20 protein-coding genes, 1 tRNA gene and 1 pseudogene are annotated in these 22132 nt (G+C 59.4%); 10 read left to right on the top strand and 12 right to left on the bottom strand.

Annotated features, from left to right (window positions below; all coding sequences use genetic code 11):
- Positions 1-99: 99 nt before the first annotated feature.
- From AC30D9_RS21680 to AC30D9_RS21670, 3 genes are read left to right on the top strand one after another with little or no spacing between them, the layout of a single operon-like run.
- The gene (locus AC30D9_RS21680) at positions 100-759 is read left to right on the top strand and encodes a paraquat-inducible protein A (protein WP_490144815.1); all 660 of its coding nucleotides are present in this window, start codon (positions 100-102) and stop codon (positions 757-759) included.
- Entirely contained in the window at positions 746-1369 is a 624-nt protein-coding gene (locus AC30D9_RS21675) for a paraquat-inducible protein A (protein ID WP_307574698.1), read from the top strand. Before AC30D9_RS21680 ends, AC30D9_RS21675 begins: the two co-directional genes overlap by 14 nt.
- Positions 1362-3665: a PqiB family protein gene (locus AC30D9_RS21670; protein WP_490144814.1), complete on the top strand. Its 2304-nt coding sequence runs from the start codon at positions 1362-1364 to the stop codon at positions 3663-3665. The genes AC30D9_RS21675 and AC30D9_RS21670 overlap by 8 nt, the downstream gene beginning before the upstream one ends.
- 199 nt (positions 3666-3864) lie before the next feature.
- Here the strand turns inward: AC30D9_RS21670 and mksF are convergent, their stop codons facing one another.
- From mksF to mksB, 3 genes are read right to left on the bottom strand one after another with little or no spacing between them, the layout of a single operon-like run.
- Positions 3865-6705 carry an Mks condensin complex protein MksF gene (gene mksF, locus AC30D9_RS21665; RefSeq protein ID WP_025215488.1) on the bottom strand — a complete coding sequence of 947 codons (2841 nt, stop codon included), beginning with the start codon at positions 6703-6705 and terminating at the stop codon, positions 3865-3867.
- Complete coding sequence (gene mksE, locus AC30D9_RS21660; RefSeq protein WP_014340217.1) at positions 6702-7403, bottom strand: Mks condensin complex protein MksE; 702 nt, start codon at positions 7401-7403, stop codon at positions 6702-6704. The genes mksF and mksE overlap by 4 nt, the downstream gene beginning before the upstream one ends.
- Entirely contained in the window at positions 7393-8673 is a 1281-nt protein-coding gene (gene mksB, locus AC30D9_RS21655; RefSeq protein ID WP_109754932.1) for an Mks condensin complex protein MksB, read from the bottom strand. Before mksB ends, mksE begins: the two co-directional genes overlap by 11 nt.
- 181 nt (positions 8674-8854) lie before the next feature.
- Here mksB and AC30D9_RS21650 point away from each other — a divergent pair, with 181 nt between their 5' ends.
- Together AC30D9_RS21650 and rimI are read left to right on the top strand one after the other, a co-directional pair.
- Positions 8855-9640 (top strand): energy transducer TonB, encoded by a 786-nt coding sequence (locus tag AC30D9_RS21650; RefSeq protein ID WP_490144813.1) that lies wholly within the window; start codon positions 8855-8857, stop codon positions 9638-9640.
- The gene (gene rimI / locus AC30D9_RS21645; protein ID WP_047229376.1) at positions 9633-10085 is read left to right on the top strand and encodes a ribosomal protein S18-alanine N-acetyltransferase; all 453 of its coding nucleotides are present in this window, start codon (positions 9633-9635) and stop codon (positions 10083-10085) included. Before AC30D9_RS21650 ends, rimI begins: the two co-directional genes overlap by 8 nt.
- Before the next feature lie 143 nt (positions 10086-10228).
- Here rimI and AC30D9_RS21640 read toward each other — a convergent pair whose 3' ends face one another.
- Positions 10229-10633, bottom strand: coding sequence for a serine kinase/phosphatase (locus AC30D9_RS21640; protein ID WP_134925835.1), 405 nt, complete (start codon positions 10631-10633; stop codon positions 10229-10231).
- Here AC30D9_RS21640 and AC30D9_RS21635 point away from each other — a divergent pair.
- Both AC30D9_RS21635 and can read left to right on the top strand, forming a co-directional pair.
- The gene (locus tag AC30D9_RS21635) at positions 10632-10760 is read left to right on the top strand and encodes a hypothetical protein (RefSeq protein ID WP_256594270.1); all 129 of its coding nucleotides are present in this window, start codon (positions 10632-10634) and stop codon (positions 10758-10760) included. The two genes, AC30D9_RS21640 and AC30D9_RS21635, sit on opposite strands and share 2 nt — an antisense overlap.
- A 5-nt stretch (positions 10761-10765) precedes the next feature.
- Positions 10766-11410: a carbonate dehydratase gene (gene can, locus AC30D9_RS21630; protein WP_003205581.1), complete on the top strand. Its 645-nt coding sequence runs from the start codon at positions 10766-10768 to the stop codon at positions 11408-11410.
- Positions 11411-11417: 7 nt separating this feature from the next.
- Here the strand turns inward: can and AC30D9_RS21625 are convergent, their stop codons facing one another.
- From AC30D9_RS21625 to AC30D9_RS21615, 3 genes are all read right to left on the bottom strand, one after another.
- Positions 11418-11945 carry an SET domain-containing protein gene (locus tag AC30D9_RS21625; RefSeq protein WP_490144812.1) on the bottom strand — a complete coding sequence of 176 codons (528 nt, stop codon included), beginning with the start codon at positions 11943-11945 and terminating at the stop codon, positions 11418-11420.
- Between the two features lie 177 nt (positions 11946-12122).
- Positions 12123-13283: a hypothetical protein gene (locus tag AC30D9_RS21620; RefSeq protein ID WP_490144811.1), complete on the bottom strand. Its 1161-nt coding sequence runs from the start codon at positions 13281-13283 to the stop codon at positions 12123-12125.
- Positions 13284-13395: 112 nt separating this feature from the next.
- Entirely contained in the window at positions 13396-14814 is a 1419-nt protein-coding gene (locus AC30D9_RS21615) for a short-chain fatty acid transporter (RefSeq protein WP_490144810.1), read from the bottom strand.
- Between the two features lie 219 nt (positions 14815-15033).
- Between AC30D9_RS21615 and AC30D9_RS21610 the strand changes: the two are divergent.
- Positions 15034-15810: pseudogene (locus AC30D9_RS21610) on the top strand (PAS domain-containing protein); the annotation flags it as partial.
- A 108-nt stretch (positions 15811-15918) separates the two neighbouring features.
- On the top strand, positions 15919-16350 hold the full coding sequence (locus AC30D9_RS21605; protein ID WP_370873836.1) for a methyl-accepting chemotaxis protein: 432 nt from the start codon (positions 15919-15921) through the stop codon (positions 16348-16350).
- Between the two features lie 78 nt (positions 16351-16428).
- Here AC30D9_RS21605 and ggt read toward each other — a convergent pair whose 3' ends face one another.
- The gene (ggt, locus tag AC30D9_RS21600) at positions 16429-18270 is read right to left on the bottom strand and encodes a gamma-glutamyltransferase (protein WP_490144809.1); all 1842 of its coding nucleotides are present in this window, start codon (positions 18268-18270) and stop codon (positions 16429-16431) included.
- 456 nt (positions 18271-18726) lie between these two features.
- Between ggt and AC30D9_RS21595 the strand changes: the two genes are divergently transcribed.
- Positions 18727-19227 (top strand): hypothetical protein, encoded by a 501-nt coding sequence (locus AC30D9_RS21595; protein WP_212801454.1) that lies wholly within the window; start codon positions 18727-18729, stop codon positions 19225-19227.
- Between the two features lie 178 nt (positions 19228-19405).
- Here the strand turns inward: AC30D9_RS21595 and AC30D9_RS21590 are convergent, their stop codons facing one another.
- The 4 genes from AC30D9_RS21590 to AC30D9_RS21575 form a co-directional block, all read right to left on the bottom strand.
- Complete coding sequence (locus tag AC30D9_RS21590; RefSeq protein ID WP_490144808.1) at positions 19406-20314, bottom strand: hypothetical protein; 909 nt, start codon at positions 20312-20314, stop codon at positions 19406-19408.
- Positions 20315-20476: 162 nt separating this feature from the next.
- Positions 20477-20704, bottom strand: a complete 228-nt coding sequence (locus AC30D9_RS21585) for a hypothetical protein (protein WP_212801452.1) — start codon at positions 20702-20704, stop codon at positions 20477-20479.
- 307 nt (positions 20705-21011) lie between these two features.
- Positions 21012-21452 (bottom strand): hypothetical protein, encoded by a 441-nt coding sequence (locus tag AC30D9_RS21580; RefSeq protein ID WP_212801451.1) that lies wholly within the window; start codon positions 21450-21452, stop codon positions 21012-21014.
- A gap of 508 nt (positions 21453-21960) precedes the next feature.
- Positions 21961-22037: transfer RNA gene (locus AC30D9_RS21575), tRNA-Met, on the bottom strand.
- Positions 22038-22132 lie beyond the last annotated feature (95 nt).

Below are 22132 nucleotides of genomic sequence, written 5' to 3'. Positions count from 1 at the left end.
GCCCGCAGGAAAGTCTGCGATAGCTCGTGATAAATTTGCACAGTTATTTCCGAGCTGGAGCACTAGAATAGCCCCACTTTAGCTGAGCCAGAGCTGTTTATGCCCGATCCGTCAGACATTGATAGGTTGTCAGATCTACCCCTGAGCGATCTGGTGGCATGTCATGAGTGCGACCTGTTGATGCGCAAGCCTCAACTGGCCCATGGCGAAAAAGCCGAGTGCCCCCGCTGTGGCTATGAGCTCTATGCTCACCGGCACAATGTAGTCGAACGCAGTCTTGCTCTGGTTATCGCCGCGCTGCTGTTATACGTGCCGGCGAACTTCTTACCCATCATGCAACTCAATCTGCTCGGGCAGTCCTCCCAGGATACCGTTTGGAGTGGGGTAGTCGGTCTGTTCGATACCGGTATGCAAGGCATCGCGGTGGTGGTGTTCCTGTGCAGCATGGGCATCCCGCTGCTCAAGTTGCTTTGTCAGTTGGCCGTGCTGCTGACTATTCGCTTGGACTTTGGCCGTAGCTACGGTTTGTTGCTGTACCGCATTTATCACCACCTACGAGATTGGGGGATGCTTGAGGTCTACCTCATGGGCGTGTTGGTGGCCATCGTCAAATTGGCCGACATGGCGGCCATCACCGTAGGCCTTGGCCTGGTGTGTTTCATCAGTCTATTGCTGGTCCAGGTCTGGCTGGAGGTGGTGATGTCACCGCATCAGATCTGGCAGGCGTTATCAGGAGAAGATGCCCATGCGGGCAATTGATGCAGGCATTCTGATCTGCGCGGAGTGCCATGAGTTGAATCGGCAGGACGCTGATGCCGACAACCAGACCTGTACTCGCTGCGGTGCGCTGGTTCACCCCCGGCGCCCGAACAGCTTGATGCGGACCTGGGCATTGTTGATCACGGCCGCGATTCTCTATATTCCGGCCAACATGCTGCCGATCATGACCATCAACTCGCTGGGCCAAGGAGCCCCGAGTACGATCATGTCCGGCGTCATCGAGTTGGTACAACACGGCATGATTCCCATCGCCGCCGTGGTGTTCATCGCCAGTATCCTTGTGCCCACCTTCAAGTTGGTGGGTATCGCCTTGCTGCTGTTTTCCGTGCAGCGGCACCAACCCATGTCGGCGCGGCAACGCATCTTTATGTACCGTTTCATCGAGTTCATTGGTCGTTGGTCGATGCTGGATATTTTCGTGATTGCCATTCTGGTGGCGGTGGTGAATTTTGGGCGACTCGCCAGTGTCGAAGCCGGTCTCGGCGCGATCGCTTTCGCCAGCGTAGTGATTTTGACAATGATTGCCGCAGTAACCTTCGATCCCCGACTGATTTGGGATAACACGGAGTCGGATGACGACCATGACTGATTTGCCTACCGCTAAAACCCGACCGGCTTCGAACTGGTCGGCCATCTGGGTCCTGCCGTTGATTGCCTTGATCATCGGCGGCTGGCTCGGCTGGCGGGCTTATAACGAGACCGGAATCGAGATCACTGTGCGCTTTGAGAGTGGCGAAGGCATTCAGGTCAACAAAACTGAAGTCGTCTACAAAGGGATGACAGTCGGCAAAGTGACGGCTCTTAAACTCGATGACGAAGGCAGTTCCAAGGGCGTGGTCGCGACGGTCGAGATGAACAAGGACGTCGAGCAATACCTCAAGACCGGAACGCGTTTCTGGCTGGTCAAGCCGAGCGTAAGCCTGGCCGGGATCACTGGCCTGGAAACCCTGGTGTCGGGTAACTACGTGGCTATCAGCCCGGGTGAAGGCGAATCGACCCGTAAATTCAAGGCCCTGGTCGAAGAGCCGCCGTTGTCGGACGCCAAGCCGGGTTTGCATCTGACCCTCAAGGCTGATCGGTTGGGTTCACTGAACCGTGGCAGCCCGGTGTTCTACAAACAGATCCAGGTCGGTCAGGTGAAGAGCTACCTGCTGTCCGAGGATCAGAGCAAGGTCGAGATCAAAATCTTCATCGAGCCGACCTATGCCAACCTGGTGCGCAAACACACGCGTTTCTGGAACGCCAGTGGCATCAGCATCGACGCCAACCTCTCGGGCGTCAAAGTGCGCAGCGAGTCCCTGGCCAGCATCGTGGCCGGAGGGATTGCCTTCGCCACGCCGGAAAGCCGCAAGGACAGCCCGCCGACGGACCCAAGCCTGCCGTTCCGTCTTTACGAGGACTTTGACGCCGCTGCGGCGGGTATCCGTGTGAAGGTCAAACTCAGCGATTTCGAAGGGTTGCAGGCCGGCCGTACGCCGGTCATGTACAAGGGCATCCAGGTCGGCAGCCTGAAGAACCTCAAGGTCGATCCAGACCTGTCCAGCGCCACGGCTGAGTTGACCCTGGACCCGTTGGCCGAAGATTACCTGGTGACCGGCACGCAGTTCTGGGTCGTCAAGCCGTCGATCTCCCTGGCGGGTATCACTGGCCTGGAAGCGCTGGTCAAGGGCAACTACATTGCCGTGCGCCCGGGTGACAAGGGCGGCGCGCCGCAGCGCGAGTTCGAAGCCCGGGCCAAAGCGCCGCCGCTGGACTTGCGTTCCCCGGGGCTGCACTTGGTCCTGCTGACCGAAAACCTCGGATCGCTGGAGGTCGGCAGTCCGATCCTCTACAAACAGGTCAAGGTCGGCTCAGTGCAGAGCTATCAGTTCTCCCGCAAGAAAAAGCAGCTGATCATTGGTGTGCACATCGAGAAGGAGTACGAAGGGCTGGTCAACGGTTCGACGCGTTTCTGGAACGCCAGTGGCATCACCCTCTCGGGTGGCTTGACGGGCGGGATCCAGGTCAAGAGTGAGTCCCTGCAAAGCCTGATGGCTGGCGGGATTGCCTTCGAAACCCCGGAACCGAATGTGCCGCTGAAAAGACGCATTCCACGTTTCCGCCTGTTTGCCGATCATGAAACTGCACAGCAGCGGGGCACCATGGTCACGATCAAGGTCGACCGCGCCGATGGTTTGCGCAGTGGTACGCCGATTCGTTTCAAAGGGTTGGATGTAGGCAAGATCGAAGATGTTGATCTCAGCGCCGATATGCAATCGGTGCTGCTCACTGCGCGTATCACCGAAGTGCCGGAGCGCATCGCCCGGGTCGGGTCCCAGTTCTGGGTGGTCAAGCCTGAACTGGGGTTGATGAAGACCTCCAACCTGGAAACGCTGGTAACCGGCCAATACATTGAAGTGCAGCCTTCGGCGAAAAACCTCGGGCCGCAGAAGAGCTTCGTGGCCCTTGCCAATCCACCGGAAAGCGCTGTGCCCGAAGCGGGGCTGAGCCTGGTGCTGAGCGCGGCCCGCCGTGGTTCGTTGAAGATCGGCGTGCCGGTGACCTATCGCGAGATTACGGTGGGCAAGGTTACCGGTTATGAATTGGGCCAGACGGCGGACCGGGTGCTGATCCATATTCTGATCGAGCCTAAATATGCGCCGTTGGTGCGCAGCGGCTCACGCTTCTGGAACAGCAGTGGTTTTGGTTTGGACTTCGGTCTGTTCAAGGGCGCGACGGTGCGAACCGAGTCGCTTGAAACGCTGATCCAGGGGGGGATTGCCTTCGCAACGCCGGATGGCGAAAGAATGGGCAGCCCGGCACGAGCGGAGCAGACCTTCCCACTGTTCGACAAGTTTGAAGATGAATGGCTGACTTGGGCGCCGAAGATCAGTCTCGGCAAATAATTGGACCGCGTTAGTTTGTCCTGACGTCATCGCGAGCAGGCTCGCTCCCACAGATCAAGTGTCGTTCATGGTTATCAAATACGACATCAATCCAATGTGAGAGCGAGCCAGCTCGCGATGATGTCCATTAAAGACTTCGCAATAAAAAAGGCCGCGATCCATTTTGGATCGCGGCCTTTTTCACACCTGGATATTCATATCACACCGGATCCAGCTCCGGCTCATCGGCCTGTACATTCACCGTGGCCTTCACCGCATCGTGACGACGGATGTACTTCCAGTCCGCTTCGTCGATGTAGATGCCATTCGGGCCGCTGCCGCCTTCCAGGTCGATGGCGACACTGGCGCAGACTTGCGGCTTCACGCTGGCCAGGATCGGCACGAAGCCCAGTTGCAGGCTGGTTTCCAGCAGCGCGGCCTGGTTTTTCTCGTCGATGTCCGCCGCCTCGTCGAGGTAGTACGGCAAGCGCACCCGCCCGGCCTGTTCGCGGTCCATCAGGTGCAGCAACAAATACATGTTGGTCAGCGCCTTGATGGTCATGGTGGTGCCGTTGGAGGCCGCGCCGTCGATGTCGGTGTGGATCACGGGTTGGCCGTTGACCTTGGTGATCTCGAACGCCAGTTCGAACAGGTCCTTGAGACCGAGCTGGTTGTGGTTCGCTGCCACCAGCCGTGCCAGGTATTCCTTGGCTTCTTCGTTCTTGTTGTCCTGCTCGGCGCTCTGACTGAGGTCGAACACCGACAGCGTCTCGCCTTCCTCGTACTGGCCGGCACTGTGGATGATCTGGTCGATGTGCTTGAGCGCTTCCTTGTTCGGCGCCAGGACGATCCGGAAGCTCTGCAGGTTGGACACCTGGCGTTTGTTGATCTCGCGGTTGAACAGCGCCAGTTGATGTTCGAGGCTGTCGTAGTCGCTGCGGATGTTGCGCAGGGTCCGGGCGATGTCGGTCACGGCCGCACGGCGCGCCTTGCCCAGGGTCAGGGCCTCGTCGGTGCGGTGGGCATAGGCGTTGATCAGCAGTTGCAGACGGCGCTCCATGTCGTCCTCGCTGTCGAACTTGGCCACGCCCTTGAGGCGCACCTGGGCATACAGCGCTTCGATCTGGCCATCGACCCGCAACAGGCCTTGCCAACTGTCCTGATAGTCATTGAGCAACGGCAGCAGGTTGTCCATGGAATCGTCGACCGGGTCCATGAACGGCGTGCCGAACGGCAGGTCGGCCGGCAGCAATTGGCGACGGCGCAGGGCATCGTCGAGGGTTCGCTGCTTGGCTTCCATGTCGGCGATCTGCCGACCCACCAGTTGCAACTTGGCGGACAATTGCTGGACGCGCTCGGTGAACGCATCGCTGGAGCGCTTGAGTTCGTCCTGGGCCGCTTCCATTTGCGCCAGTTGCTCAAGCTTCTCGCCTTCCTCGGCACTCAGGGTCTGGGTGCGGCGGAAGTCTTCCAGGGCTTTCTGCGCATCCAGCACTTGTTGGTACAGCGCCTCGGTCTGGGTCTTGCTCGCGGCGCGGTCGGCGGCCACGGCTTGTTGGGTCTTGAGCTGCTTGAGTTCTTTTTCCAGGCGCTCTTTCTGGTCCCGCAACGCGGCACGGTCAGCCAGGGCTTGCAGGGCTGGCGGCTCGATGTGGGACAGGTCGATGGACAGGCCCGGGACTTCGAAGCGTTCGCCCTTGAAGCCGTCGAGGATCAGTTCCATGGATTTGACCCACTCGCCGTTCTCGTCCAGGGCGATGCCGTGTTCGCCCAGTGGCAGGCTGAACAGGGCGCTGTTGAACAGGCGCATCAGGCGCTCGACATCCTGCTGCGAGAACTCTTCGCGCAGGCGGGCGTAGCTGTTGTTGTCGGCGTGATCGAGTTGCTGCTTGACCGACTTCAGGCGTTTTTCCAGATCCCGCAGGCGCTCTTCGAGGTCTTCGGCGCTGAACTGCCGGGACTGAGCCAGGGCGCCGGCCAGTTCATCGTGGGCGTCCTTGGCGGCGAGCAGTTGCTGCTCCAGGACCTTGACGTCATCCACCAGGGCGAAGCGGTTCTTGAGCACCGACAGCTCGCCGATCCAGCGCTGGATGCCGCTGATTTCCCGCTCCAGGCGCATCAGCTCCTGGGTGCCACCGCGCTGGTCGTTCTGCAGCGAATCCTGTTCGTTGCGATAGTGTTCGGCCTGGATGGTCAGCTCTTCCTTGCGCGCACTGGCGTAGTCCGACCAAGTGCCGAGCAACGAGTCGAGCAACGGCGAGAGGCGATGCAGTTTGCCGCGCAGAATGTCGCGCTGCTTCACGCCATTGGCCAGGGCTTCCACCAGCGGGCCGGCGGCGACCAGGGAGTTGTAGTCCTGTTCCATGCGTCGTACGTCGCGGAAGGCTTCTTCGCACGCCGCAATGTAATCCACGCTGCCGGAGCGCAGGCTGTGCTCGAACGCGTCGAGGAACAGTTGCTTGAGCTTGGCCGCGGTGATTTCGCGCATGTGCAGCAGGTTGATGAACAGTGCACGGAAGGTCTTGAGGCTTTGCTCGCTGGTGGAGCGCAGCGGGATCAGCGTCAGGTCCAGCGGAATGGACGTATGACCGCCTACCAACAGCCGCCGCAGTTCATCCGGCTTGAGTTCGTAGGCTTTGAGACCTTCGCGCTCCAGGTTGGTGAACAGTTCTTTCTGACGCAGGCAGGTGTCGTCTTTCTGGTAGTGGGCCAGGTCCAGTTTGCCAGCGTAGGCAAAGAACTGGTGACCGAAACCGCCGCCCGGGCCGCGACCGACCACGCCGATCACGTGCGGGCCATGGGGCAGGGCGACTTCCACCAGGATGTAGCTGGTGTCCGAGGCGAAGTAGAAACGCCGGGATTGCTCCAGGCTGTACTTGCCGAAACTCATGTCCGACATGCGCGCCAGGATCGGGAACTGCAAGGCGTTGATCGAGGCGGATTTACCGAGGTTGTTCGCGCCGTACACCGACAGCGGTTCTTCCAGCGGGAACAAACCGAGGCTGTAGCCGGCGGTGTTCAAAAGGGCAAAGCGGCGGATGCCATAGCGTTCCTTGCTCATGCGTCGGTCTCCTGTTCTTCGGCAATGGCGCGGGCCAGTGCGTCTTCTTCGCTTTCACCTTCGAATTCGCTCAGATCCAGCGGATCATCGGTTTGCAGCAGCTTCTCGTCGCTGTCTTCGTCGATCAGCACCGGCGCTGGCAACGGCAGCACGCTGTGCAGGCTGGCGGCCAGGTCGCGGTCCTGCTGGACCGACAGGCAGACGTCGAGGAAGCGGTGCATCGGCGGCAGGAAGCGATACACACCGTTCTCTTCGCTGGCAAAACCCAGTTGGGTCATGCGCCGCATGATTTTTTCTTCCAGCTCTTCCTGGGTTTGTACTTCGGCCTGGATGAACAGGTCGCGGTACTTTTCCAGCAGTGAAGGCAACTCATCGCGGCCCAGGCTGCCACCGTCGAGCACGGCGATCGGATCGCGGCCCTGATCGGCCAGGTGCTCGACGAGGATGAAGGTGAACAGGGCCAGGCGCTGGGCGGTCTTGTTCACCGCTGCTGCGGCCAGGTCCGGCACGAAGTAGTAGAAGCCGCGAGTGTCGCATACCAGCTCGAAGCCCAAGGCCTTGAACAGCGTGCGGTACTGGTCCTGGAAGTTCGACAGTTGTGCGTACAGCTCCGGGTCGCGGCGGCTGACGTGATAGCCCTTGAACAGCTCGCGGAAGATCGGCGCCAATTGGGACAGTTCGGATAGATCAAGATGCATGGGGAATGCTCGCAGAATCCTCGGCGGCGCTGTCGCGGGCCGAGAGCAGGGCGAAGGAGCGCAGGCTGACCTGATGCTCGTGAGTATGGTATTCGCGGCGTTCCAGACGCTCGCGCTTGAAGCGTTTTTCCCGCGACAGGCGCGAGAACCAGTACAGCAATTCGTCGGTGGCGCCGTCCGGTTCCTGTTCCAGCAGCCAGGTCATCAGGTCCGGCATCGGCAGGGCGTCTTCGCAACGCTCGACCATCTCGCGCACGGTGCGTGGCGCACGGGGTGCTTCGCCGCCCTTGTGGGTCTTGTGGGACTTGGGGAAGCGCGCCGGCTTTGGCTCGAAACGGGCCAGGGCGTAGACATAGGCTTCGACCTGGCTGGCGCTGCCGAGGAAGGTGCTTTGCGGCCGGGTGAACAGCGGCATGGCGGCCTGTGGCACGGCATCGATGCCTTTGCGGCGAATGGCGGCCAGGGCCAGGGCGGCGCCACGGGTCACGGCGTTGTGGCGTCGGGCTTCTTCGCGCAAGGGCAAGAGCAGTTCACGGGCATGGCGCAGGGTCAGTTGGGCGCTGGTCTGCATCTCGAGGATGCGCGCGTGGGTGCGCAGCAGCATGTCGTCGTCCACCAGGTGGCCGAGGCGCTGCTGTTCGGTGAGCATGCGCAACAGCACGTTCTCGACCTTGCGCACGCCTTGCTCGAACGCACCGTCGGCGTTCACCAACTGGATCATCGGCTCGACGTATTCGTCCCAGGTCGCCAGCACTTCGGCATAACGCTGGCGCAGCGGGATCTGCCGGTCGCTGGTCTTGGCCCGTTCGGCCACGGCTACCAGGGCCTGTTCGTCGTTGGCGAGTTTCTTCAGCACGTCGCGCACGCGCATGTCCAGCAGGCGCAGCTGGCGGGCCAGGTCGTTGCCGTCGCGAATGTCGAAGGCGTCCTGGATGTAGCCGGCCAGGCGCTCGAGGTGGCGCAGGTAGGCTTCGATCTCCAGGCACAGGCCCAGGCGGTGTTCACGGCGCAGGTAGGCGAGGAAGTCATGGATCTGGGCGTTGAGCTCGAAGCGGTTCGGGCTTTTCGCCACCGGCACGAGGATGTCCAGGCGGATCCACACGTCCAGCAGGTTGGTGATGTCCTGGGGCGTGCTGTCCAGTTGTTGGGCGGCCAGCTGTGAACGCAATTCGTTGAGGCTCAGGGTGCCCTGGTCGAAGTGCTCGCACAAAGGTTCCAGCAATGCCCAGTGTTCAGCGAGGGCGCGCAAGACGCGCTTGGGTTCGATCATCGCAATGGCCGTCGGGTTGGCAATTAAAAGCGGCGATTGTACTGCATCGGGCCGGCTGCGATTCACCCCTTGGACGGACTGTCGTCCTGTATCGATCAACTATTGGCTCAACAGGGAAGCGATCCGCGCCGAAGGGCGGTAGAATCCCTCCCACTTTCAGTTATCCACAAGTGGCCGACCCTTGCTTATCGAGTCCCGTCGCCGCGCCTATCTGACCGCCATGCAGGTGGTCAACTGGCTGCCGCGTACCGAATTGCCGTTCGCCGCCCCGTCGCGGCCCGAGCTGCTGGAAACGCCCGAGCCCGAGTCCATCGCGCCGGTTGTGACCGCGCCTGTGGCCAAGACGGTGGCCGAGCCGGTAGCCCCCGTGGCCGAGCGGCCGAAAATCGAAGTGCCGCGTCCGAGCCTGGCCTCGACCCGGACCAACGCCAAACCGGTGGAGGACGCCGCTGAAGCGCCGGCTGCGGTCAAGGCACCTTACGTCGCGCCGCCGCGTTTCGCCCTGCAGTTGTTGCGGGCCGGGCGTTGCCTGTTGCTGGTGGAATTGCCCACGGGCGAGCCCTTCCAAAGCCGCGATCCGGCGTATCTGCTGCTCAAGGACATGCTGCGCGCCGCCGGTCTGCCGGACAGCCCACAGATCATTGGCGAGCCGGTGCGCTGGCCGCTGTTGTCCCGCGGCACGATGGACCAGGGGCCGGAAGCGGCGCGGGATTTCGTCCAGGGCTTTGTTTCGGCGCGGCTCGAAGATGAGCCCTGTGCGTGTTTGTGGCTGATCGGCCTGCCGGCGGTGAAGTTTGCCGGCGAGGCTGATGCCGAAGCGTTCAATCGCGAATTGCAGGTCGAAGGCCTGGGCTCGGCCTGGGCATTGCCCGGCCTGGAACTGTTAATGGAAACGCCACAGCGCAAGGCTGATGTCTGGCAAGCCATGCGCCGGCTGATGGCGCGCTGGAAAGAATCGAATGAGTGACGCTGTATCGTTCCGCCCGATGACCGAGGCGGACCTCGACGCTGTGCTGAAGATCGAATACGCCGCCTACAGTCATCCCTGGACCCGCGGGATATTTCTCGACGGGCTGGGCAAATACCAGATCTGGCTGATGTTCGAAGGCCAGCAGCAAGTGGGCCATGGCGTGGTGCAGATCATCCTGGATGAGGCGCACCTGCTCAACATCACCGTCAAGCCGGAAAACCAGGGCCGTGGCCTGGGCTTGCGTCTGTTGGAACACTTGATGTCGATTGCCTACAAGGCCGAGGCCCGGGAATGCTTCCTGGAAGTGCGCGACAGCAACCGCACGGCATTCCGGTTATATGAACGCTATGGCTTCAATGAAGTGGGCCGGCGCCGGGATTACTACCCGGCGGTGGGTGGGCGTGAGGATGCGGTGGTCATGGCGTGTACCTTGGTGGACTGAACTGCCACATCAAGGTTGACCGCAACACCGTCATCGCGAGCAGGCTCGCTCCCACATTAGATCTGCATCGCTCAAGACATTTGGTTATGACGCAGAACCTGTGGGAGCGAGCCTGCTCGCGATGGCGTCAGCTCTATCGACACTTACCGCTTGCCATCCAGCGGATCGATATCGGCCATTTCCGCTTCATCCAGCCCATCGCCTCCACCAATGTCGTTTTCATTCACGACACTCAGGTCCCAATCCGCCTGTTCGTCGTCGCCGGCCTCAAAGGCGTCCCGGGCGCCGTCTTCGCGAATGAGTGTTTCCGGGCTCAGGTCGTCGTCGGTCGGCTCGTGATCATCCGTCGAGGCGCCGGTCATGCCCGCTTCACGGACGCGTTCACGTGGCATCAGCTGTTCGCGTTCGTCTTCCGGCAATTCGTCGCCTATTTTCGCGCTGGGCTGCTCGTCGTCGAATTCCAACTCATGCATCGAGCCCATGCGATCTTCGTTGTCGTCGATGGGTTCCGGTTGGGTCGCATCGAAGGGGCGTCGTGAATCATTCATGGCTATTCCTCATACTGTGGGCCTTACTGGTGTCGACCGGCAGCGCACCCAGGAATTCCAATGCATCGCCGACGTGACCTCAACCGGCGGTCGTCTGTCACAGTTGCGCACTCTCTATCGAGGCTAGACAGTATGAACGAATTACAAGATCTGATTGATAACAACGCGCGCTGGGCCGATGCGATCAAGCAGGAAGATCCTGACTTCTTCTCCAAGCTGGCCCGTCAGCAAACCCCGGAGTACCTGTGGATCGGCTGTTCCGATGCGCGGGTGCCGGCCAACGAGATCGTCGGCATGTTGCCGGGTGATCTGTTCGTACACCGTAACGTGGCCAACGTGGTGCTGCACACGGACCTCAATTGCTTGTCGGTGATCCAGTACGCGGTAGACGTGCTCAAGGTCAAACACATCCTGGTCACCGGCCATTACGGCTGTGGCGGTGTGCGGGCCTCGATGCAGGACCGGCAACTGGGCCTGATCGACGGCTGGTTGCGCTCGATCCGCGACCTGTACTACGAGCATCGCGAGGCGTTGGGCCAGTTGCCGACCGAAGAGGAACGTGTCGACCGCTTGTGCGAGCTCAACGTAATCCAGCAGGTGGCCAACGTCGGTCATACCAGCATCGTGCAGAACGCCTGGCACCGTGGCCAGAAACTGTCGATCCATGGCTGCATCTACGGCATCAAGGACGGACGCTGGAAGAGCCTGGACACCACGATCAGTGGTTTCGAGCAGCTGCCGCCGCAGTATCGGTTGCGTCCGGTCGACGCACCCTGATCCAGGGTCAGTCGCGGTGACAGCGATGGCGCCAGTGCCGTAGGAATTTCATTCCCTGCTCATTCGGCGGTTCGTCATAGCCGGTGATCCAGCCATGACAGTTGGATGAACCGCACCGGCAGGCGAACTGCCGATACAGTTTCCGTTCGGTGCTGGCGTAGTCCATCGTCAGGTAGTCGCCTTTGTGGATGTGGGTCAGCGACCACAACCACAATTCGCTCATGTCGAGAAAGACATTCGGGTTGCAAGAATGCAGCAGCAATCCAGCGAAACGTGGGTCATACATGTGTATTTCCGGCAATATCTGCAGTGTATGCAGGCGTCGTCGGCCCACTAGAAGCCCCGATACCCTGCACATCCGTTCCATGGGGGGGAAGGCCCTTCGGGCGATGACCCCATTGCCGCGTCCGTCGCTGGTTTGATACACGTCGAAATCGCGGAACGATGGATAACCCAAGCGGGTGCTGAGTTCTTTTTCAGGATAAATGCAATCCCGGTTCTGTGAGCGAGTTCTATTTGCAATGAGGGTAGTCATGACGGTCCCTGTCGGTTTAGGGCTCTCGACTTTTTGGCGCCGGCGATCCTGCCAGCGGTCGCTATAGACATTGGTAGCTTCGCCCAAGTCGAGCTCGGCATCTACTGTCGACTCTGACAGGAGCCAAAGGCGCTTTCCCGCGTCAGCGCAAGCTTACGCGGGAAGGCGCCTCAAGGGTCAGACCGCCTCGGCAGGCAGCGGCATGGGCACTTTCAGTTGCGGAAGTTGCGACTTGATCGCCGGCGTTTCGCATTTTTTCGCTGCGTCTTCCTCACTCAGTTTACGAACCGAGGTGTAGAACAACTCGCAGGTCTTTTCCTTTTGCGTGACTTGCCAGGTCTGCGTGCACTGGTTCAGCAGGTTGCTCGGGTCGGTGCCCGGCTTGCTGCCCATGCCCGCTTGCCAGCATGCGGCACTCAGGTCCTGGCCCATGACTTTCAAGCCGGCGGCGTCGGCCTTGGCTTCGTCACCGTCGTAGTTTTCCTTGTCAGCGGCGTACCAGATATAGCTTGGGTGGTTGGAGCCCAGGACCGGCACCTTGACTCCCGCCGTCGGCGTGATGCTCGCCAGGCCGAGCACGCCCACGGTCTGGCCGTACTGGGTCTTGATCCAGTTACGCACAGGGGCGCCGAAAGCCACCATTGGCAGCGCGCTCCCGCTGGCGGTCTGGCTGACCTGCTTGACCATGGTGGTCTGGTAATCGTTGAAGTAATCGTACAGCCCCTCCAACGTCTGGCCCGCATTGGACGGTGCCGCGATGGGTGCGATGTCAATGATGGTCTGGTAGGCCGGCGTCTGGTCGGCGGCAATGCCGTTGACGGTCAGCAGCGTGGCCCAGCGGTCGGTGGTGGCCGACTCCAGGTAGTCCTGGGCCTGGGTCAGGGAGTAATCCGGCGGGAAGTGCAGCAACTCGACACTTTTGCGGTTTTCCAGGGCCATGCCCAGCGGCAGGAACAGGTACCAGTTGTAGGACCATTTCTTGTCGCTGTTGAGTTTGCTCGCGCCGTTGTACGCCAGGTCCCCGGCGTCGAGCAGGGCTTTGAGCGGTTGGCCGTAGCTCTTGGGCACTCCGCTGAAGTATGCGTGGATAACCCCTTTGTTGTTTTTGACGCTGACCTTGGCTGTGCTATAGCCGTCGCGCTGCACGCTTTGGGTCAGGTAATGCTCGACGGTCTGCTCCAGCGTCCAATCGCGAAAGCAAATGACGTTGCAGTTGTTGGGGTAGGCGAAGAGGCGAGTGACGCGTTCGGTGCTGCCCAGTTGTACATCAATGTCGGTGGCGTGGGCGGCGGCACTGAAGGCCAGGGCGGCAAAAGAAAGTACGGCGAGTTTGGACATGCTCAGATCCTTTTCAGCGTGTGGACCCCTCGAAGCAGGGTGTTTCCATACTGAAACAGACCGGGCCGAAGAAAAAGTGGGCCGATGGAAATATCGGCCCTTTTTTATGGCTTTATGGCATCGCCGGCGGCAAATAACTTAATGTTGTCCCCAGCGCCCATAGCAGCGCCAGCACCAGCGGCGTATGCACCAGTAACTGCACGAAAGAAAAACCGATCAGATCCCGGGCTTTCAGTCCCAAGACCCCCAACAACGGCAGCATGTAGAACGGGTTGATAAGGTTCGGCAGCGCTTCGGCGGCGTTGTAGATCTGTACGGCCCAGCCCAAGTGATAGTTCAGGTCGTTGGCCACCTGCATGACATAGGGCGCCTCGATAATCCACTTGCCGCCGCCGGAAGGAATGAAGAATCCCAGCACCGCCGAATAGACACCCATCAGCAAGGCGTAGGTGTCATGGGAGGCGATCTGTACGAAAAAGGTCGAGATGTGGTGGGCCAGGGTCTGGGCGTCACTGCCCTTGACCGTGGTCAGCAGCGCGGCGATCGAGCCGTACAGCGGAAACTGGATCAACACGCCCGTGGTGGTCGGCACCGCGCGGGCCACGGCGTCGAGGAAGCTGCGTGGCCGCCAGTGCAGCAAGGCGCCCAGCATGATGAACAGGAAGTTATAAGTGTTGAGGCCGGAAATGGCACTGATCGCAGGTTTGGTCGAAAACTCGTGGAACAGCCAGCCGGCGGCCAGCAGCACCAGCGCAATGATCAGCAGCGGACTGTGCTCCAGCCACTCCCCAGGTCGGGTGCGGGGCTGCAACGCCGGCATGCTGAAACTCGGATCGATCCCGCAAGCGGCGGCGTCACGGGCGCTGTTGGGGCCGGGAGCAGTGGCGTAGGCGACGATCAACGAGATCACGATCAGCGCCAGCAGCATCACGCCAGACTGCCAGAGGAAAATCGTCTGGGTAAACGGAATGACACCGGTAATGGACAGGATCGACGGCGGCAGGCTGGCCGGGTTGGCCTGCAATTGCGCTGCCGACGAAGACAAGCCCAGGGCCCACACCGCGCCCAGGCCCAAGTAGGCGGCGGCTCCGGCGGCGCGGTAGTCCATCTTCAAGTCGGTGCGACGGGCGAGGGCGCGCACCAGCAAACCACCAAATACCAGCGACAGGCCCCAGTTGAGTAATGACGCGACCATGGAAATCAGCGCTACCCAGGCCACCGCGGAGCGGCCGTTGGTCGGAATGCGTGCCAGGCGGTCAATCAATTTTACGGCCGGTGGCGAGCTGGCGACCACGTATCCGCCGATCACCACGAAGGCCATTTGCATGGTGAATGGGATCAGGCTCCAGAAGCCGTCACCGAACGCCATGGCCGCCGCCGTAGGCGTGGCGCCGATCAATTGTGTCGCCATGGCAACCACCAGCACCGCCAGCGCGGCAAAGACCCAGGAGTCCGGGAACCAGCGCTCGGCGAAACTGGAACAGCGCAAGGCGAAGCGGGCGGAACGGCTGTCTTCGATGTCGGTGGTCACGGTAATTACCTCGTTTTTATGGTTATGGGTATTGATGGCGGCAAGGCTTCAAGGGACAGGCGCAACAGTAGAACAATCCAGTGACCATGGCAGGCTTATCGGGTTCGAGGGCGTCCTGGAATATTTTCAATATGGGCTCGCGGCGCTCTTTAGAAAAAAAACGCTGCGCCGATGGCAAGGGAACAAGCCACTTAATTCTCCCGCTGTCGGAGCTGCCCAATGTTTAACAACCGCCTGAAGCAGGAGCTACTGGCTCTGCGCCAAGAACTGTCCAGTCTTATGCAAGTCAAGGAAAGCCTGGACCGTGAAATGCTTGGCCTCACCCTGGACGCCGACGGACGGATTCAATCGGTCAACCAGAACTTCCTCGACGAGATGCGTTACAAGAGCCAGGACTTGATTGGCCGGCCTGTGAATGAGCTGGTTCCCGCGTATTTGAAATCCAATGAGTTCCAGGTTCGCTTCACGTCGGCGCTGACCCGCGGCGAACACTTTTCCGGTGCCGTGCGCCTGCTGCGGGGCAATGGCCAGGAAGCCTGGCTGCGTTCGATCCTCCAGCCCGTACGGAATGTCGATGGGCGGATTCGCTATTTTTCGATGTACTCCAATGATCTGACCCGCACCATCGAGGCTTCTCGCGAGCATGAGAACCTCATCGGTGCGTTGGTGCGTTCAACGGCGGTGATCGAGTTCGATTTGGGTGGTCATGTGCTGACGGCCAATGATCGCTTCCTCAACGCCATGGGCTATAGCCTTGCGCAGATCAAGGGCAAGCATCACCGCACGTTTTGCGAGCCTGAGGAATACAACAGCGCGGCCTACGAGCAGTTCTGGAAGCGCCTGAACAGCGGTGAATTCGTGGCTGGCCGTTTCAAGCGTCTCGACAGCAGTGGTCGCGAGGTCTGGCTGGAAGCTTCCTACAACCCGGTGCTCGATGCCAACGAGCGGTTGTACAAAGTGGTCAAGTTCGCGACCAACATCACGGACCAGGTCAACCAGGAAAAAGCCGTCGCCGAAGCCGCCAACATTGCCTACAGCACCTCGTTGCAGACCGACAACAGTGCCCAGCGCGGCACGACCGTGGTGACCCAGGCGGTGGATGTGATGCGCGACCTGGCCCGGCACATGCAAACCGCTGGCGAAGGCATCGAGGCCCTGAATGAGCAATCCCTGGTGATCGGTACCATCGTCAAGACCATCAGCGGCATCGCCGAACAAACCAACCTGCTGGCGCTCAACGCCGCGATCGAAGCGGCCCGGGCCGGCGAGCAAGGGCGCGGTTTTGCGGTGGTGGCCGATGAAGTGCGACAACTGGCATCGCGCACCAGCCAGGCGACCGATGAAATCGTCGGCGTGGTCCGCCAGAACCAGGACATGGCCCGCAATGCCGTGGCCCTGATGACCGATGGCCAGCACCAGGCCGAACATGGCTTGGCCCTGGCCGCCGAAGCGGGGACGGTGATCGTCGAGATCCAGGACGGGGCGAAGAAGGTGGTCGATGCGGTGAGCCAGTTTGCCAACCAGCTATCGACTTGAGAAACCTGCCGAGCGAGCCGCCGCCATCGCGAGCACATTCAACACCCAAGCAAGCTGCCCGATTTGATCGGCGAGCGTTCAATCTCCCAGCGCTGCTCCTTCCCGCCGCGGATCCGCGCCGCCGGCCAGAGACGTTTTCCCTTGCGCATCACGCACCCGGACGATGGCCTGGGTGCCGCTGTTCATGTCGATCTCGCTCACGGTGTGGCCCTTGTCTTTCAGGGCCTGGATCAGCGTCGGGCTGAACTGCCCCTTTTCCAGTTCGGTGGGGCCGTTGCGGCTGCCGAAGTTGGGGAGGTTGATAGCGGTTTGCGGGTCCAGGTTCCAATCCAGCAGACCAATGACTGACTTGGCGACGTATTCGATGATTTGCGAGCCGCCGGGGGACCCGACAGCGGCCACCAATCTACCTTGCTGATCGAAGATCAGCGTCGGAGCCATGGATGAGCGAGGGCGTTTGCCCGGTTCGACGCGGTTGGCGACTTTTTGCCCATTCTCTTCGGGGATGAACGAGAAGTCGGTCATCTGGTTGTTGAGCATGAAGCCCTGGACCATCAAATGTGAGCCGAACGCCGATTCCACCGTCGTAGTCATGGACACCGCGCCACCCTGGTCGTCCACGGCCACTACTTGTGAGGTGGAAATACGCAGGGGGGAACGGTCCGGGGCGTAGGCCACCTGGATGCCCGGTGGGGTGCCGGGCTTGGCGACACCCATGCTTCGAGGGCCGATCAGGCTGGCACGGCTGGCCAGGTAACCTCGGTCGACCAGGCCTTTGAGCGGTACCGCGACAAAATTCGGGTCGGCGATGTATTGGGCGCGGTCGGCATAGGCCAGGCGCTCGGCTTCGGCGATCAGGTGCACCGCTTCGGCGGTGGGTTCAATGCCGGCGGGTTTAGTGGTATTGAGCGGTTTCAAGGGCGCGAGGGCGGCGCTGCTGTCGCGCTGTTCCAGGGCCTGCAATGTCCCGAGGATCTGCGCCACGGCAACCCCGCCCGAAGACGGTGGTGGCATGCCGCAGATTTGCCAGCGCTTGTAGTCGGTGCATAACGCTGGCCGCTCCCGTGCGGTGTAGCCCTTAAGGTCGTTCAGCGAAAGACTGCCGGGGTTGGCGTGGCCCTGCACCTTGGCGACGATTTCCTCGGCAACCGGCCCTTTGTACAAGGCATCGGGGCCTTCGTGGGCGATGCGTTTGAGCACGCCGGCCAAGGCTGGATTCTTCAGCACAGTGCCGACCGCTTTTGGGCTGCCATCGGCATTGAGAAAGTAGGCCGACATGTCTGGCGAGCCCGGCAACGACGGGTCGGACGCGATCAAGGCATGCAGTCTGGGAGAGATCGCGAAGCCCTGCTCCGCCAGCGCGATGGCCGGCTCGAACAGCGTCGCCCATTCGAGACGGCCATGTTTGCGATGGGCCAGTTCCAGTCCGCGCAATACCCCCGGTGTACCCACCGAACGACCGCCGATCTGCGCGGCAGTAAAGGGCATGGGTTGGCCGTCGGCCTGCAGGAACAGTCTTTCGGTGGCACCGGCCGGTGCCGTTTCGCGTCCGTCGTAAGTGCGTACGGCGTTGCCATCCCACAGCACAATGAACGCGCCGCCGCCGATGCCTGAAGATTGCGGTTCCACGAGGGTCAGCACCGCTTGCATCGCAATCGCCGCGTCGATGGCCGAGCCGCCACGTCGCAACATCTCCCGCCCGGCCTCGGCCGCCAACGGGTTGGCCGCGGCAGCCATGTGCTTGTCGGCGTAGCGGGTCTGTAGATCGGTGCGGTAGCCGGAGACGACCTCCGGTGGGGCAGGCAATGCCGGTGTGGTTGTGGAGGAGGGCGGGGCCTTACAGGCTGCGAGTGTCAGAGCGAAAGCCAGCAGCGAAACGGCTGACAGGCGATGAAAGTTCGGTTTCAGATCTGTAGGCACGTGTCACTCCATCCGTGGGCTTGGGATATAGAGGCTGACTGTAGCCATGGGAGGCGTGTGGCGCAAATCGCAGCGGATTTGAATGAAGTGAATCCGTGGCGGGGCAAACCTTGGATGATTGACGGTGCCAGCCTCTCGCTTTCCCTGGCTGAGTTAATGAGCTGGGCGTGAATGGCATGTAGCTCTAAGGCGTAGCTTTTTCTTCATATCAGCTTGCAGATAACAAAATCTCAGCTATTTCTCCATACCAATAAATATCATAAAGCCATCACTTGGATGTGGAACATGGGGAACAAAAAAATCATCTGGTCATGCTTAGTCATAAGCATCGCATTGACGTCTGGTTGTGCGTCACTGCAAAGAAACCTCGGTTTGCCATCAATCCCTAAGGAACCTCTTTGGCCGTGGACTGAGGAGAAGCAGCCTTGTACGGCTCAATGTGAGGAGAAAGACGCCGTGAAAGCTTATGCGGCAGCGATCACTTATTGCATTGAACTCCAGCGCTATATGGGGCAAGGCAGCGGAGCGATAAGCTCGGGACGATTTATGTTAGCTGCAACCGGTACTTTGGCTGGTGCGGTATTCGCACCCATGGCCAAAGGTTCTGCTTCAACGGCTTGGTCGGGCTTATCTGGCTCAACAAATGCCCTTCAGGCAGCCGTCGATGAGAATTTCTCGGGCGTCTTAGCGCTGAAGCGCAGAGCGAGTGTCGCAACTGCCGGCAAAGACGGTATCGTGGGATATCCAAAGGGAGGAAGTGCGAATGATCGAGTCTATGCTTCGGTCACCATGGCTTTTAACTGCGCTGTCGCACCTGCAGGCGTCGAATCTGCGGCGATCAAGGCAGTCAGTGAAGCGGCAGTTGTAAGCTCATCCATATCATCTGACCAACCGAATATACAGTCAGTGCCTCCAGCAGCACCGCCAACTCAGCCTGTAGCCCCCACCCCGCCCTAGGCGGGTTTCTTGGTGATCCATAGACTGTTGAGCCTGTCCAGAATCCGTCTGGGGTCTGTTAGGGGGGAGACGCCCAGGCAGGTTACTTTGACGGGGCGGGCGCGGGCTCCTCTCATACCTGTCTCACATTCCGCCAGAGCCTGCTCAAATTGTGAAAGGCTGCGCCTCAGGTATTGACCTATTTCAAGTCTTTTGCATTTCTCGAAATAGCTGTTCGCCAAGGTCCTGGGCGGCGCTTCTGAAGCTCGATAGCGATGTTGTATTCAGTGAAGTGAGCGAAGTAAGCGAGATCTGTCAGCACTAGGCTGACTCTGATATCAGCGCCTTCTAAGTAACCACGCTTATGAAGTTCGGGAAGCAGTTTTGGCATCAGTCCGGGGATGAGTCGCTCCAGACATTCGAGAAAGTCATGCTCTTTATCCATCTCTGTAATCGCAAATATGCTGTGGCCAGAGAACACATATCCACCGCCAATAGGTGCATATGTAGTGCCATCGCTTACTTGAACGAATGAGTTGTATCGTTTCTTGCGCAGTGTTTTGCGCTGATCAGATGTCAGTTTCTCTGCTGGCTGCATTCCTTTGAGAACCCAATGTGCAATCGACTCAGGCCAATTTCTGTGGATCGTTTCTACTATGTCAGCATCCGTCCAATCATCATGGCTGTAGATGCTGATTGCGTAAAAGTCGTCCTCGGTTACTCGAGCAAAGAGGAGCGGTCCTGTTCGGGCAATGTAGCGACCCTTTAGCTCTGTGCCTAGATGTAAGTGATATACACCCCAATCGCTGAGCATCAGATCAGTTTTACCAATTTCATCTATGAGCTTGCTCAGGTGCGGGGACAGGTCCTGACCTTGTTCTACTTTTTTTTTGATCTGTGTCCAGCCAAGTAGGTGTTCTGGCGGGCAATGAAAAACATCCGATACTAGGAGCGCTCGAGGCTTCACGGGTATACGTCGTTGCGCTGCGTTGAAGTAGTGGACGGGCACGTCCTCAGTGATTCCTTTCGTGTCGAGCCCCCATTTCGCTCCCATAATTTCTTTGAGCATGTCGTGCCAGTCGGCCTTAAAGTCCATTATCAATTCCATTTTGGCGCCCTCCGGCTCGCGTCTTTTGATCTTATACGCCTAGTACTATTTGTAAGGGGTGCCGAGCTTGTCGGTCCGGCACGCCTAGAAACATGGATGCGAACTGCGATTTGATCGTGTATGCAGAACTCGTCCATGGAAGTGTTCTCAAATCTGCTTTGGTTAAGCGTACACAGTCAATTTCATGCCAGTCGCGACCACTTGGTACTCGGTCTCAGAAACCTGGTTCACAGCTCCGCCTCCCTGAATTTGATAACGCTTCAATCCAGGCGTGTGCCTTACCTCGCCACTAAGCAATCGTTCTGTGAGCACGTCTTGGAATACCTGAATCTGATAATCCAAATTGTCTGGCCCTACCGCAACGATTTGTCCCGCGTACTGTTCAGCCATTTTGGTGTCTCCGTTGAGTTTGAACAGCAACAATAGCCGCAGTTTGTTCATGCCGTGGGGGGAAATTGCAGCGATCCGTCTGTGGAAAAAGTATCGGAGAGTTGCTCCCCATTCGGGGGCAGCGGTTCGCGCACAATGGTGGTTACGAGCCTGCTGGCAGTTGATCGTGCATACCAGCGTCGCGCAGCTCGCTCCCAGAGAGAATACGCGGGTTCCAGGGGGCGTTAAGGAGGTGCGTGAAGCCATGCGTGAATTGCTCAGCCTTGAGTCCGACGGAGTTCGTCCATGCAACGGTTTTAGCGTTGCGCTACTGCGACGGCTCAATGAGCTCGACGTGAAAAACTACCTCACTTGGAATCGTCACACCCGCCTCTGGGCGAATTGAGACCTCCTGCTCTTCTGGAAATTTTGGTTGCTCTGACTCCATGGCGATCACGCCGTATCTGTCAAACAGCGCGTCATCGATCCAGTAGACAACACCTGGCACTACGTTCCCCTCTCTATCATGCGTAGCGAAGAATTCTGCAGTCTCTTTGTTTCGCGTCGTGGAGATAAACGCGGAGCCCCACGTCCCTGTTTCTATCTGTTGAGCATTAACGGCGTTTTCTATGGAGTCTCCATAGGTGAAAGTCCCATCATGGCGTGCTTTGCCGTCGTATTTTGGGGTCACCGTTGTCTTCTCGCCGCTCACCTTGATCAAACCTGCTGATGCGGTGTGAGTCGTGAGCGAGACGCCTCTATAGAGCATATTTCCACCTCTCGATGAGCGTAAACGGTAGGTATCAGAATGGATACTGGGTCGTCTGATGAGGGCCAGCGATTTAACAAAACTCAACATCTGATCGAGGAGACGAATCTATCAAAACCTGACATTTATTTGAGTGCTGTGCCTAGCGCGATGTTGAGAAATGTTGAAGTGGTACCTAGTCGGAGCGGATTTGTGCGTGGCCAACACGGCCTGTTAGCAAATGTTAGTGTCCTAGCGGGTGTAGGCGGTCGCTCTGTTACCCATTGCGGATGTGGTTGTGGAGGAGGGCGGACCTTGCAGGCGATGAAGATTCGGTTTGAGGTATGTAAGCACGTGTCACTCCATCCGTGGGCTTGGGATATAGAGGCTGACTGTAGCCATGGGAGGCGTGTGGCGCAAATCACTCATTCCCTGAACGTAGGAGCTGCCTCGCGATGGGTGTCAGGCCGGTTTGTTTTCTTCGGGCATAAAAAAACGGCTTATCTTTCGATAAGCCGTTTTTAGTACTTGGTGGCTACACAGGGACTTGAACCCCGGACCCCAGCATTATGAATGCTATGCTCTAACCAACTGAGCTATGTAGCCAAGTGGCGCGCATTATTCGCCGGTAACGAGGATGTGTCAAGCGTAAATCTGAAATATTTCTCTGCGCTTTCAACCGCTTATCAATCCTCGCTGTA

The organism is Pseudomonas sp. DF11 (assembly GCF_058148565.1).
Note: the sequence above shows the minus strand (reverse complement) of the source record. Positions and strands in the feature narration are given on the sequence as shown.